The sequence below is a fragment of the Serratia sp. OS31 genome, assembly GCF_014164835.1.
Taxonomy (GTDB): domain Bacteria; phylum Pseudomonadota; class Gammaproteobacteria; order Enterobacterales; family Enterobacteriaceae; genus Serratia; species Serratia liquefaciens_A.
Window position 1 is genome coordinate 31038 of record NZ_JACJFQ010000005.1, and the last position, 13818, is coordinate 44855.

The 13818-nt window shown below is 58.2% G+C and carries 10 protein-coding genes; 9 read left to right on the top strand and 1 reads right to left on the bottom strand.

Translation table 11 applies throughout. The annotated features are described in order from the left end of the window. The 9 genes from H5P17_RS06175 (at window position 1) to narI (ending at window position 13232) form a co-directional block, all read left to right on the top strand. The gene (locus tag H5P17_RS06175; RefSeq protein ID WP_044551994.1) at window positions 1-744 is read left to right on the top strand and encodes a glycosyltransferase family 2 protein; all 744 of its coding nucleotides are present in this window, start codon (window positions 1-3) and stop codon (window positions 742-744) included. Continuing rightward, window positions 741-2627, top strand: a complete 1887-nt coding sequence (locus H5P17_RS06180; protein WP_182821895.1) for a carbohydrate-binding protein CenC — start codon at window positions 741-743, stop codon at window positions 2625-2627. Before H5P17_RS06175 ends, H5P17_RS06180 begins: the two co-directional genes overlap by 4 nt. A gap of 6 nt (window positions 2628-2633) precedes the next feature. Beyond that, on the top strand, window positions 2634-3620 hold the full coding sequence (locus H5P17_RS06185; RefSeq protein ID WP_182821897.1) for a glycosyltransferase family A protein: 987 nt from the start codon (window positions 2634-2636) through the stop codon (window positions 3618-3620). A 102-nt stretch (window positions 3621-3722) separates the two neighbouring features. Then, window positions 3723-4625, top strand: a complete 903-nt coding sequence (locus tag H5P17_RS06190; protein ID WP_182821899.1) for a glycosyltransferase family 2 protein — start codon at window positions 3723-3725, stop codon at window positions 4623-4625. 56 nt (window positions 4626-4681) lie between these two features. After that, complete coding sequence (locus tag H5P17_RS06195; RefSeq protein ID WP_182821901.1) at window positions 4682-5935, top strand: EpsG family protein; 1254 nt, start codon at window positions 4682-4684, stop codon at window positions 5933-5935. A 580-nt stretch (window positions 5936-6515) separates the two neighbouring features. After that, complete coding sequence (locus tag H5P17_RS06200) at window positions 6516-10292, top strand: nitrate reductase subunit alpha (protein WP_182821903.1); 3777 nt, start codon at window positions 6516-6518, stop codon at window positions 10290-10292. Beyond that, window positions 10289-11833, top strand: coding sequence for a nitrate reductase subunit beta (narH, locus tag H5P17_RS06205; RefSeq protein ID WP_182821905.1), 1545 nt, complete (start codon window positions 10289-10291; stop codon window positions 11831-11833). Before H5P17_RS06200 ends, narH begins: the two co-directional genes overlap by 4 nt. Next, window positions 11830-12552 carry a nitrate reductase molybdenum cofactor assembly chaperone gene (narJ, locus tag H5P17_RS06210; protein ID WP_182821907.1) on the top strand — a complete coding sequence of 241 codons (723 nt, stop codon included), beginning with the start codon at window positions 11830-11832 and terminating at the stop codon, window positions 12550-12552. Before narH ends, narJ begins: the two co-directional genes overlap by 4 nt. Window positions 12553-12554: 2 nt before the next feature. Next, window positions 12555-13232 carry a respiratory nitrate reductase subunit gamma gene (gene narI / locus H5P17_RS06215; RefSeq protein WP_044551986.1) on the top strand — a complete coding sequence of 226 codons (678 nt, stop codon included), beginning with the start codon at window positions 12555-12557 and terminating at the stop codon, window positions 13230-13232. 75 nt (window positions 13233-13307) lie between these two features. Here the strand turns inward: narI and H5P17_RS06220 are convergent, their stop codons facing one another. After that, entirely contained in the window at window positions 13308-13808 is a 501-nt protein-coding gene (locus tag H5P17_RS06220) for a fimbrial protein (protein ID WP_182821909.1), read from the bottom strand. Between the last annotated feature and the right edge of the window lie 10 nt (window positions 13809-13818).

Sequence of the window (13818 nt, forward strand, 5' to 3'; positions counted from 1 at the left end):
ATGGAAAAAGTTTCAGTCATCATGCCGGCTTACAATGCCGCAGGCTTTATCAAAGAGTCGATCCTCGGGGTGCTGAATCAGACATACCAGGATTATCACCTGTATGTGATCGACGATGCTTCCACCGACCATACCGCCGAGGTGGTGAAACCGTTCATTCACGATCGTCTGACTTACATCCGCAACGACACCAATCAGGGCGTGGCCGAGACCCGAAATATCGCGATTGAAGCCGCACGCGGCGATTATATTGCGTTCTGCGACAGCGATGACGTCTGGCACCCGAACAAGCTGGCGCGCCAGGTCGGGATCCTCAAAACCAACCGCTACGACGTGGTGTGCTCCCATTATTACACCTTTGAAGATGACCCGACGCGGGTGAAAAACTACCGTGGCGCCGGTGAGATCATCGCCTATAAAGACATGTTGAAAAGCAACTGGATCGGCAACCTGACCGGCATGTACAACCAGCGTCAGGTCGGCAAGGTGTACCAGAGCAAAGTGGGCCATGAGGATTACGTTATGTGGCTGTCGGTGCTGGAGAAGGCGCGGAACCACATGGCTTACTGCATCCCCGAACCCCTGGCTTTTTATCGCCTCTCCGCGCAGTCGCTGTCCGGCAATAAATTTCGCGCGGCCGATTGGCAGTGGCAGATATATCGCCGTCATCTGGGGCTTTCCTATCAGAAGTCCTGTTATCTGTTCTTCTCCTATCTGTACAGCGCGGTGATGAAAAGACAATGAATTTCAGCAAGCTAACCTTAGCCTGCCTGCTGGCAGGCGCCGGCTGGGCAGGGCTGGCCAATGCGGCCGGCTGCGACGGAAACCTGCTCAAGGATCCCGGCTTCGAGCAGGGGGGCACCGGGTGGTCGTTGGCCTCGGCGCAGGTGGTGGCGGGGGGGCATGGCGGTCAGCGCAGCCTGTTTTATCAAAATCACAACCCGGCCAATTACCACAACATGCTGCAAAGCCTGGCGGTCAAGCCGGGTCAACAGCTGGCGTTTGGTGCCTGGGTACGCGGTGAAAACCTCAGGGGCAAGGGCGAAAATCAGGGCGCCGGCGTGTTTGTCGAAAGTTATGACGACAGCGGGCGTTTTTTGGCGGGCAGCTATCCGCAGGGGCTGCTGGGTACCAGCGGCTGGCAGCCGGTGACCGGCGATTTTCGGGTGCCGCCACGGGCGGTGAATGTGGTGCTGGGGGTCTATTTGCGCCAGGGCACCACCGGCAGTGCCTGGTTCGATGACGTCTACGCCTGCCTGCAGCCCGTGGCACCGGAGTTGTACCAGATGCGCAGCAGTAACGGCGCGGCCTCCAGCCTGATTGAAGTGGTGGATCCGCAGCAGGTGCAGGTGGACAGCACCCTGGTCGATGACAAAAACACCGCAGTGAAACGTGACAGCCGCCGTTATGCCATCAGTGGACAGCAAAAGGTGGAATTCCCACTGCCGGCCGATCTGGCCGCCGGCGAGTATCGTTTGCAGCAGCAGGTGACGGACGTGGCTTCGCAACGCAGCCAGCGCAGCGAAATGCCGATCAGCGTCGGTCGCCCGCAGCCCAAGGTCGCGCTGGATGCTCAGGGTTACGTTTTGAAGCAAGGCAAGCGCTTCTTCCCGCTCGGCATCTACATGTACGGCGAGATGGCGACGGACGAGCACCTGGCGCGCATCCGTGATGCCGGTTTCAATACCTTGCTCAATTACAACTATGGCACCGGACGCGACCCCTATAACTATTTCCGCAAAACCCAGCAATACGGTTTGCAGGTGATTTTTTCACTCAAGGACATGTACGCCGGCACCCGCTTCGCACCGGAAACCAAGATGAGCTATCCGCAGCTGACAGCCAGCTATGTGGAAAAATTCAAGCATCAACCCAACCTGCTCGCCTGGTACATCAACGACGAACTGGGCCCGGAATATGTGCCGCAGATTGAGCAAAAACACCTGCAGGTCAAGCAGCTGGATCCTGACCATCTGACGTTCCAGGTGTTGGACAAGACCGGAACGCTCAATGCCTATTTCAACAGTTCGGACGTGCTGGCCAGCGACCCTTATCCGGTCGGCAGAGACGCCGATCTGACGCGGACGCTGGAGTACAGCCGTATTACCAGTCAGGTGGCGCGCCAGGCCAAAGGGGCGTGGCTGGTGATGCAGATTATGGATCATGCCGCTTACGCGCCTGACCGCAAACCGCGTCAGCCTACCGAGGCGGAGATCCGCAATCAGGCCTGGTTGGGGTTGATCGGCGGGGCCAGAGGCATCCTGTTTTATTCCTATACCGATCTGTTCTACAAGCGCCAGCGCGGCGGGTTCAGCCAGCAGGAATTTGATGCTATCTGGCGCGGCGTCGCCGGTGTAGCGCAGCAGATTGTCAGCTTTGAGCCTTACCTGCTTTCCGGTGAAAGCCGCTTATTGCAAGGCAACAATACCGCCATCCCGGCCCGGCTGTTTATCCAAGGTGAACGGGGCCTGGTGCTGATCGCCAACCCTTACTATCGCCAGATGTCGGCAAGGTTTGATCTGCCTGCGGGTTGGCAGGCCGAGGGGCAGCGGCAGATTGAGGCCGAGTTGCCGTCGATGGGCAGCCGTGCGGTATGGGTACAACGTGAAACAGAAAAGAAAGGATAACCGGTCATGAATATTACCCTGAGCCTGATTATTCCGGTTTACAAGGTTGAGGCTTATATCGAGGCGTGCCTGGATTCGGTGTTGCAACAGCTGCCTGACTGGGCGGAGGCGATCATCGTGGATGACGGCAGCCCGGACGGCGCCATCGGCATTGCCGAGGAAGTGCTGTGTCGCTATCCGCAGCACAGGCTGCGGGTCAGCATTCTGCGCCAGGAAAACCAGGGGTTGAGCCAGGCGCGCAACAACGGCATTGAACATGCCGAGGGGCGCTACGTTGGTTTTTTGGACTCCGACGATGTGCTGCTGGAGGGCTACTTCAGCATTTTGGGCCGCCTGCTGGCGGATAACCCCTTGGCCGACATCGTGGCCTTCAACGCCCAGCGCTTTTCAACCTTCAATAACGGCAAGATCCAACCAGAGGGCACCATGGCTATCGTGCCCGGCAATGCGGCTCCGCAGCAGCGTGATGACCATATGGCGCTGCTGGCAGACAGCTTTAACCGCAGCATGTGGTTCGCCTGGGCGCGGATTTATCGCAAAACGCTGTTCGATGAGGCTCGCTTCCCGGCGGGGCGAAACTTTGAAGATATTCAGCTGATCCCACAGCTTTACCTGAAGGCCGATCGCATCGTGGTCTGCGATACGCCATTGGTGGGATACCGCGCCAACCCTAACGGCATTACGCGCGCGCCAAAGCGACGCGATCTGGACGATCTGGATTACGCACTCGACGGCGCTGACAGCGGGCGACGGCAGGGGCTGGGGCATGGGCTTTACTCGATCCTCTACGTCACCACGCTGAAAGCGCGTTTGTTGGTGGGGCTGGATTTCTTCGGGGCGCGCGACGCGCTGCGCGAAACCCGCGAGCTGAAGCGCCGTTATTCCGGCCTGCGCGGCGAGGAGCGCAAAATGCTGAGCCGTAAAAACCGGCTGTTTTACCGTAGCCCGCTGGCTTACTACCTGATGGCCCGGCTGTACAACCTGCGCGGCTAGCGGCGCACCATTCGCCTCTTTCCCGTTTTCGTTAAAGCAGCGGCATGCTGCACCCATGTCAATTGGGGCGACCCTTTCGCCCCCAACAGGCAGAATAAAACTATGAGTATCACCGTCAGCGTCATCATACCCACCTATGGCCGCAGCGAACTGCTGGCTCGCGCCATCGATAGCGTATTGGCACAAACCCATCGCCCGTTGGAAATCATCGTGGTGGATGACAACCCGCAGGGCGACGCCCATCGCCTGGCGACCCACGAGCGCCTGGCCGGCTACATTGAGCGGGGTGAGATTATTTATTACCCGCGCAAGCGCAATGGCGGCGGCGCGCTGGCACGTAACAGCGGGATCCTGCGTTCGAGCGGGCAGTACATCAGCTTTCTGGATGACGACGATTACTACCATCCACAGAAAATCGCCCGCCAACTGGCATTTATGCAGCAGGGCGATTATGACGTCAGCCTGTGCGATATGGATATTCTGAAAAACGGACAGATCGGCGCCGAGCATTACTACCGCGCGCGCTGCGAAGGGCTGGAGGACTTTATGCTGGCCGGCGTAGCCTACACGCCAATGATCATGATGCGACGCAGCACGGCGATTGCGGTGCGCGGCTTTTTCAACACGCCTCGCTACCAGGACCATATCTTCCTCTACCGGCTGCTGGCGGCCGGAGCGAAGATCGGCACGCTGCATGAACGACTGGCGGTGCACAACGACCATGACGGCGAACGCATCACCTCCAGCCCGAAGGGCATTATTGGCTACCGCAACAAAATGCAGTTTGAGCAGCGGCTGATGCCACAGGTTTCACCTCGGGCACGCAAGATCATGCGCCTGCGCCATACCTGCATTACTTCACGCATCATTACCGACGGCAAGAGTCGCCTGGCAGGCGTTTTCTATGGGCTGAAGGGCATTGTTTACGTCAATAGCGGCTTGATGGCGGGGGTGTATATGAAAAATATCATCCGCAATGTATTTTTCCGCGGCGTGCCGTTCTGAGCTGCGTTTCGCGTGCTCCGTTACCCTTAAGAGACTCCCCCTTTCAGAGGATGATTATGCGCTTTGAACGTTCGACGCTGATCGGCAGCGTACTGTTGCTGACGGTACCGCTTTTCGCTTTGCTGCACAGCATAGGAACGCTGCGGGCAGGAAAGAAGAACTCGGCGGCTTATTTGCTGATTGCGCTGTGTTTTTTCTTTTTCTTCATTAAAATCCCGCCGCTGGCGGATCTTTACCGCCACTTTGCCAACTACGATGCCATCAACTCGGCGACCCGCCTGAGTGATGTCATTCAGGGCAAGGTGGACGTGGTGCTGTATGCCAATTTCTATATTTTCAAAACGCTGGGCATCCCGTTTTTCATTATTCCGGGGCTGTACGTCGCGCTGTCGGTTTACTGCTATCTCAGCGCGCTGAATATCGTCATGCTGCATTCCGGCAAGGCGTTCACGGCGCGGCAGTTTGTGCTGCTGCATCTGGCGGTGCTGTTTTTGATTAACCCGTTTATCATTGCCATGGGGTTACGCTTTGGCTTCTCGATGGCGGTGATGACCCTGGCGATGGTGCTGTTTTGCCATAAGCTCAACCGCCCGCTTGCCGCCGGCCTGATGCTGTTCGCCATGCTGACCCACTTTTCCAGCATGCTGCTGGTGGGCGTGTTCCTGTGCAGCCGGGTGATGCGCCTGAACCGCCTGCTGACGGTGGTGTTCAGCGCCATCGCCTTCCTGACCGCCAAGTTTGCGCTGCCGTTTATCGTTTCCCATATTACGATCTCCGGCATCAACAGTTACTCCGACGTCTATACCTCCGGCATGTACGCCAGCGACTACCTGACATCCGGCAATGCCAACGGCATGATTAACTTCCTGATCGTGTTATTCCCGGCGCTGTTTCTGGGTGTCTTTATGCTGGGTAACCCCATGAGCAACCAGGCGGGGGACATCAAGAACTACGCGGCCTGGCTGGTGGTGTTTGTGTTCCTGTGTTCCAGCTCGCTGCAGGCGGCCAGCCGTTATGCCAGCGTGGCCTCGGTGTTCTTGCTGTTTTATTACGTGGCCCATCGGGGATCGTTCATCCGCGGCAGATTCAACTACTTCTTCCTGTGCTTTATGCTGATGGCCACCGGTTATAACCTGATAGAGAACATTTATGTCCCACGTCGCCCGATCATGCTGGGGCAGATGTGGCAGTCGTTCTATAAAACCCCGCTGCTGAACCTGTTCTATGGCGAGCAGGAATATGAGCAGTATCTGCAATTTATCAACCGCGACAGCGGCGAGTGGATAGGGCATGAGATGGATTTAGGCTAATGCGTTTTTTATTCCAGTAACCCTCACTTCGCCAAACAGGAAGCGGGCGTCAGTCCGCTTGAGGCCGTAGACAAAGTGCTCTGTTGTTTAATGGTAGGGGCGCTGCATGCTGCGCCCAATAGCATAATCAATGAGTTAAATCGGGTCGAACATGTTCGCCCCCTACCGGTTTAGCCTTTTCGAGTGTTAGTCAGCAGTCCGCTTCCTACCCCCAAATACCCCGACTTACCCCGCAGCATATCCCCTCGAACATCTGACTCATCATTTCTATAATATTTTCAATTAATTAAACCCAATGCTTGCCATGATACTTTAGGGGTATCCACGCCTCTGCCGCCGTTATTCTCCCTCCGTTCTCTTGATCGCAATCAATTTGCCCAACTTCTGGCCTCAGTAGGCTGGCGGCAGATTGAGCAATGTCATTACCCGTCGTATTTCAAGCCGCAGCGTTGTTACCTGCGCTCGCTCACTCCAGTTACTTACTTGAGTAAGCGCCTGGAGATGAGCGAGCTGGCCGCCTGGCTGTGACTTGAAATCCATAGGGTAAAAAAATATTAAAAAGCCCTCAGGAGAATTCCGGATGAGCAAGTTTCTAGACCGATTCCGCTATTTTAAGCAGTTGGCGGAACCCTTTTCTGGCGATCATGGCCAGACGTTGAACACCAACCGCGACTGGGAAGACGGCTACCGCAGCCGTTGGCAGCACGACAAGATTGTGCGCTCCACCCATGGGGTCAACTGCACCGGCTCCTGCAGCTGGAAAATTTATGTGAAAAACGGCCTGGTCACCTGGGAAACCCAGCAGACCGATTACCCACGTACCCGTCCCGATCTGCCAAACCATGAACCGCGCGGCTGCCCACGTGGCGCCAGCTATTCCTGGTATCTGTACAGCGCCAACCGGCTGAAATACCCATTGATGCGCAAACGCCTGATCAAACTGTGGCGCGAAGCCAAGGCGCTGCACAGCGATCCTGTCGAGGCCTGGGGATCGATCGTCAGCGATCCTGAAAAAGCCAAAAGCTACAAAGTGGCACGCGGGCGTGGCGGTTTCGTCCGTTCCAGCTGGCAGGAGGTTAACGAGCTGATCGCCGCTTCCAACGTCTACACCGCCAAAACCTTCGGTCCGGATCGCATCATTGGCTTCTCGCCAATCCCGGCGATGTCGATGGTGTCTTACGCCGCCGGCGCCCGCTACCTGTCGCTGATTGGCGGCACCTGCCTTAGCTTCTACGACTGGTATTGCGACTTGCCGCCGGCCTCGCCAATGACCTGGGGCGAACAGACCGACGTGCCGGAATCCGCCGACTGGTATAACTCTTCCTACATTATCGCCTGGGGTTCCAACGTGCCTCAGACGCGCACCCCGGACGCGCACTTCTTCACCGAAGTCCGTTACAAAGGCACCAAAACCGTGGCGGTCACGCCGGACTACGCCGAAGTCGCCAAGCTGTGCGACCAGTGGCTGAATCCGAAGCAGGGCACCGACAGCGCCATGGCGCTGGCGATGGGCCACGTGATGCTGAAAGAGTTCCACCTGGATCGTGAGGTGGGCTATTTCCGCGATTATGTGCGTCGTTATACCGACATGCCGATGCTGGTCATGCTGGAGCCGCGCGAAGAGGGGCATTATGCCGCCGGTCGCCTGCTGCGCGCCGCCGATTTGGTCGACGGCCTGGGGCAAGAAAATAACCCTGAATGGAAAACCGTTGCCATTGATCAACGCAGCGGCGAGCTGGTTGCTCCACAGGGGTCGATCGGTTTCCGTTGGGGCGAACAGGGCAAATGGAACCTGGAACAACGCGCCGGTCAGGACCAGCAGGAAGTGGAGTTGCAACTCAGCCTGCTGGGCGCGCATGACGAAGTGGCCGAGGTGGGGTTCCCTTACTTTGGCGGCATCAAAAGCGGCTCTGCCGAGGGCGGGAACTTCAACAGCGTGGCGCTGGACGAGATCCTGCTGCACAAGCTGCCGGTCAAACGCCTGCGCCTGGCAGACGGCAGCGAGGCGCTGGTGACCAGCGTGTACGATTTGACCCTGGCCAACTACGGCCTTGAGCGTGGCCTGAATGACGCCAACTGCGCTACCGACTACGACGACGTCAAAGCCTATACCCCGGCCTGGGCCGAGCAGATCACCGGCATTTCCCGCCACAACATCATCCGCATTGCGCGCGAATTTGCCGACAACGCCGAAAAAACCCATGGCCGTTCGATGATTATTGTCGGTGCCGGTGTCAACCACTGGTACCACATGGACATGACCTACCGTGGGCTGATCAACATGCTGATCTTCTGCGGCTGCGTTGGCCAGAGCGGTGGCGGCTGGGCGCACTACGTCGGCCAGGAAAAGCTGCGACCGCAGACCGGCTGGCTGCCGCTGGCGTTTGGCCTCGACTGGCAACGTCCGCCGCGTCATATGAACAGCACCTCGTTCTTCTATAACCATTCCAGCCAGTGGCGTTATGAAACCGTGGGGACCGAAGAGCTGTTGTCGCCGATGGCGGACAAATCACGCTTCGGCGGAAGCCTGATCGATCTCAACGTGCGTGCCGAGCGCATGGGCTGGTTGCCGTCCGCACCACAGCTGGGCACCAACCCGCTGCATCTGGCGGCGCAGGCGCAAGCCGCAGGACAATCGCCGGTGGAGTACACCGTCGACGCCTTGAAGAAAGGGACGCTGGGCTTTGCCGCCGAGCAGCCGGACAACCCACAGAACTTCCCGCGTAACCTGTTCGTCTGGCGCTCTAACCTGCTGGGTTCCTCCGGCAAGGGTCATGAGTACATGCTCAAATACCTGTTGGGCACCGAAAACGGCATTCAGGGCAAGGATCTGGGCCAGCAGGGCGGTGCCAAGCCGCAGGAAGTGGAATGGCTGGATAACGGCGGCGAAGGCAAGCTGGATCTGGTGGTGACCCTGGATTTCCGCATGTCCAGCACCTGCCTCTATTCCGACATCGTGCTGCCGACCGCCACCTGGTACGAAAAAGACGACATGAATACCTCGGATATGCATCCGTTTATTCACCCGCTGTCGGCGGCGGTCGATCCGGCCTGGGACTCCAAGAGCGACTGGGAAATCTACAAGGGCATCGCCAAAGCCTTCTCCGAAGTCTGTGTCGGGCATCTGGGGCAGGAAACCGACGTGGTGACGCTGCCGATCCAGCATGACTCCGCCGCCGAGCTGGCGCAGCCTTACGGCGTCAAAGACTGGAAAAAGGGCGAATGTGAACTGATCCCCGGCAAAACCGCGCCGCATATCATGGTGGTGGAGCGCGATTACCCAGCCACCTATGAGCGTTTCACTTCACTGGGGCCGCTGCTGGATAAGCTGGGCAACGGCGGGAAAGGCATTGGCTGGAACACCCAGGACGAAGTCGACTTCCTGAAAAAGCTCAACTACGTCAAAACCGCAGGCCCGGCAGCGGGGCGGCCGAAAATTGAAAGCGCCATTGATGCCGCCGAAGTGATCCTGACGTTAGCACCGGAAACCAACGGGCAGGTGGCGGTCAAGGCGTGGGAAGCTCTGGGCAAAATGACCGGCCGCGATCACCGCCACCTGGCGCTGAACAAGGAAGACGAAAAAATTCGCTTCCGTGATATTCAGGCCCAGCCGCGCAAAATCATTTCCAGCCCTACCTGGTCAGGGTTGGAAGACGAACATGTGTCGTATAACGCCTGTTATACCAACGTGCATGAGCTGATCCCATGGCGCACCATCAGCGGCCGCCAGCAGCTGTATCAGGACCACGAGTGGATGCGCGCCTTTGGCGAGAGTTTGCTGGTGTACCGTCCGCCGATCGATACTCGCGCCGCGCAGCCGTTGCTGAACCAGAAACCGAACGGCAACAGGGAGAAGGCGTTGAATTTCCTAACGCCGCACCAAAAGTGGGGCATCCACTCCACATACAGCGACAACCTGTTGATGCTGACCCTGTCGCGCGGCGGGCCGATTGTCTGGATGAGTGAAGACGATGCCAAAGAGCTGGGTATTGAGGACAACGACTGGATCGAGGCCTTTAACGCCAACGGCGCACTGACCGCACGGGCGGTGGTCAGCCAGCGTATTCCGGCAGGCATGACCATGATGTACCACGCGCAGGAGCGTATCGTGAATATCCCCGGTTCGGAAATCACCAGCCAGCGCGGTGGTATTCACAACTCGGTGACCCGCGTCTGCCCGAAACCGACCCATATGATCGGCGGCTACGCGCAGCTGGCCTACGGTTTCAACTATTACGGCACCGTCGGCTCGAACCGTGACGAGTTTGTGGTGGTACGCAAAATGAACCGCATCGACTGGTTAGACGGTGAAGGCAACGACGACTCGCAGGGCAGCCAGCAGGAGAAAGCAAAATGAAAATTCGTTCACAAGTCGGCATGGTGCTGAACCTGGACAAATGCATCGGTTGCCATACCTGTTCGGTGACCTGCAAGAACGTCTGGACCAGTCGCGAGGGCATGGAGTACGCCTGGTTCAACAACGTTGAAAGCAAACCCGGCGTCGGTTACCCGCACGCCTGGGAAGATCAGGAAAAATGGAAGGGCGGTTGGATCCGTAAAATCAACGGCAAGCTGGAACCGCGTATGGGCAGCCGCGTCGGCCTGTTGTCGAAGATTTTTGCCAACCCGGACGTGCCTGCGCTGGACGATTACTACGAGCCTTTCGACTACGACTATCAGAACCTGCATACCGCGCCGCAGGGGAAGCATCAGCCGATCGCCCGTCCGCGCTCCTTGATCACCGGCCAACGTATGAAGAAGATCGAAAGCGGCCCGAACTGGGAAGAGATCCTCGGCGGCGAATTCGAGAAACGCTCGCAGGACAAAAACTTCGACAATATGCAGAAGGCGATGTACGGCCAGTTCGAAAACACCTTCATGATGTACTTGCCGCGCCTGTGCGAACACTGCCTTAACCCGGCCTGTGTCGCGACTTGCCCAAGCGGCGCCATCTACAAGCGTGGCGAAGACGGCATTGTGCTGATCGATCAGGATAAATGCCGCGGCTGGCGTATGTGCCTGACCGGCTGTCCGTACAAAAAAATCTATTTCAACTGGAAGAGCGGCAAGTCCGAGAAGTGCATCTTCTGCTACCCGCGTATCGAATCCGGCCAGCCGACGGTGTGTTCGGAAACCTGCGTTGGCCGTATCCGCTATCTGGGCGTGCTGCTGTATGACGCCGATCGCATTGAGCAGGCCGCCGCTGCCGAGAACGAGCAGGATCTTTATCAGCGCCAGTTGGATATCTTCCTGGATCCGCACGACCCGGCGGTGATTGCCCAGGCGTTGCAGGACGGCATTCCGCAAGGCGTGATCGAGGCCGCGCAGCAGTCGCCGGTGTATAAAATGGCAATGGACTGGAAGCTGGCGCTGCCGCTGCACCCGGAATACCGCACGTTGCCGATGGTCTGGTACGTCCCGCCGCTGTCACCGATTCAATCCGCCGCCGATGCCGGTGAGCTGGCGCACAGCGGCGTGTTGCCGGACGTGGAAAGCCTGCGTATCCCGGTGCAATATCTGGCCAACTTGCTGACGGCAGGGGACACCGCGCCGGTGCTGCTGGCTCTCAAACGCATGCTGGCAATGCGCCACTACAAACGGGCGGAAACCGTTGACGGCGTACTGGACACCAGTGCGCTGGAGCAGGTGGGGTTGACCGAAGCGCAGGCGCAGGAAATGTACCGTTATCTGGCGATCGCCAACTATGAAGACCGCTTTGTGATCCCGTCCAGCCACCGCGAGTTGGCACGTGAAGCCTTCCCGGAAAGCAAAGGTTGCGGTTTCAGCTTTGGTGACGGCTGCCACGGCAGCGACGGTAAATTCAATCTGTTCAACAGCCGCCGCATAGACGCCATTGATGTGACGCAAAAAACCACTCGCCAGGAGGATGCCTCATGATCAGCCTGAAAGTGATTGCCCGGCTGCTGGACTACCCGGAGCAGGCGCTGTTTGACCATCAGCAGGCGTTGGTCGAGGCGCTGGAGCCGGCCAGCGAACTGGATTTACACCACAGCGCGCAGCTGATCCTGTTTATTCGCCGTTTTTGCGCTCGCCCGTTGCTGGACGTGCAGGCTGAATACTGCGAACTGTTTGATCGTGGCCGCGCCACCTCGCTGCTGCTGTTTGAACACGTGCATGGTGAATCGCGCGATCGCGGTCAGGCGATGGTCGACCTGATGGCGCAATACCGTGACGCGGGGTTGGAGATCGACAGCCGCGAGCTGCCGGACTTTTTGCCGCTGTATCTGGAATACCTGGCCAGCCGCAACCAGGCCGAAGCGCGCGGCGGGTTACAGGATATCGCGCCGATCCTGGCGCTGTTGGGCGCACGTTTGCAGCAGAGAGAAAGCCCGTATGCGGTGTTGTTTGATCTGTTGCTGACACTGTCCGGCACCGAGGTAAAAAGCGCCAGCCTGGAAAGCCAGGTGGCGGGGGAAGCCAGGGACGACACGCCGCAGGCGCTGGACGCGGTCTGGGAAGAGGAGCAGATCAAGTTTCTCGGTGAGGAAGGCTGCGCTTCGGCACAGCAAACGGCGCATCAGCGACGCTTTGCCGGCGCGGTGGCGCCACAGTACCTGGACCTGACGGATGCGCTAACCGGAACCAAAGGACGCTAATCATGCAATTTTTAAATCAATTCTTCTTCGATATTTACCCCTATCTGGCAGGCGCGATTTTCCTGATAGGCAGCTGGTTGCGTTACGATTACGGGCAGTACAGCTGGCGTGCCGGCTCCAGCCAAATGCTGGATAAAAAGGGCATGCGGTTGGCATCCAACCTGTTCCATATCGGTATTTTGGGTATCTTCGCCGGGCATTTCCTCGGCATGCTGACTCCGCACTGGATGTATGAAGCCTTCCTGCCGATCGACGTGAAACAGAAGCTGGCGATGATTGCCGGCGGTGCATGCGGCGTGATGACGCTGGTCGGCGGGGCGCTGTTACTGAAACGCCGCCTGACCAACCCGCGGGTGCGTGCGACCAGCAGTTTTGCCGACATTATGATCCTGACGCTGCTGGTAGTGCAGGTGTGTCTGGGGCTGCTGACCATTCCGTTCTCCGCCCAGCATATGGACGGCAGCGAGATGATGAAGCTGGTGGCCTGGGCGCAGGCGGTGGTGACCTTCCACGCCGGAGCGTCACAGCATTTGGCTGGCGTTGCGTTGATCTTCAAATTGCATATGGTGCTGGGCATGACGCTGTTCGTGCTGTTCCCGTTCTGCCGCCTGGTGCATATCTGGAGCGTGCCGGTGGAATACCTGACCCGTCGCTATCAACTGGTACGTAACCGCCGTTAAAGACAATTGGCCCCTGAAAATAAGCCCATCTGGCGAAATAAACTTTGCTGATGGGCTTTTTTATTGCTGATGGGATTATTGATAGCTCAGGTTGACCTGCACGAAGCTGATAAAACTGCCGGCGCTGCTCTGGCCTTTGGGGCTATAAATGCGCGCGGTCAGTGGGAACGTCGCCTTGCGGGCCTTATCGATATCCACCGACAGGCTGGCGTTATTGGCCAGCGTCAGGCTGCTGTTGGCATTGCTCAGTTGCAAGGCCACGCCGGTGGCGGTCCCGCTGCTGGCAAAGGCTTTGTTGTCATCGGGGGCTGGCGTGCCGGTGAAGGTAGCGGTAACCCTGTTGGTGCTGGGGGGGCAACTGTTCAACGTCAGGCTGAAGGCTTTCCATTCGCTACCGGTTCCGGCCTGTAATAGATCTCGCCGCTGAACCTTGCCCAAATCCAGCGTCTGGTTGAGGCTGGCATCCACCGTACAGGGCGTGGCGGTGATCCGGCCGCTGATCGTGACCTCTGCGGCCGGTAAAGATGGTGCCCAGAGAGCGCTGAAAACAGCCAGCGCGATAATGCGGTTTTGCATCCTGAAATCT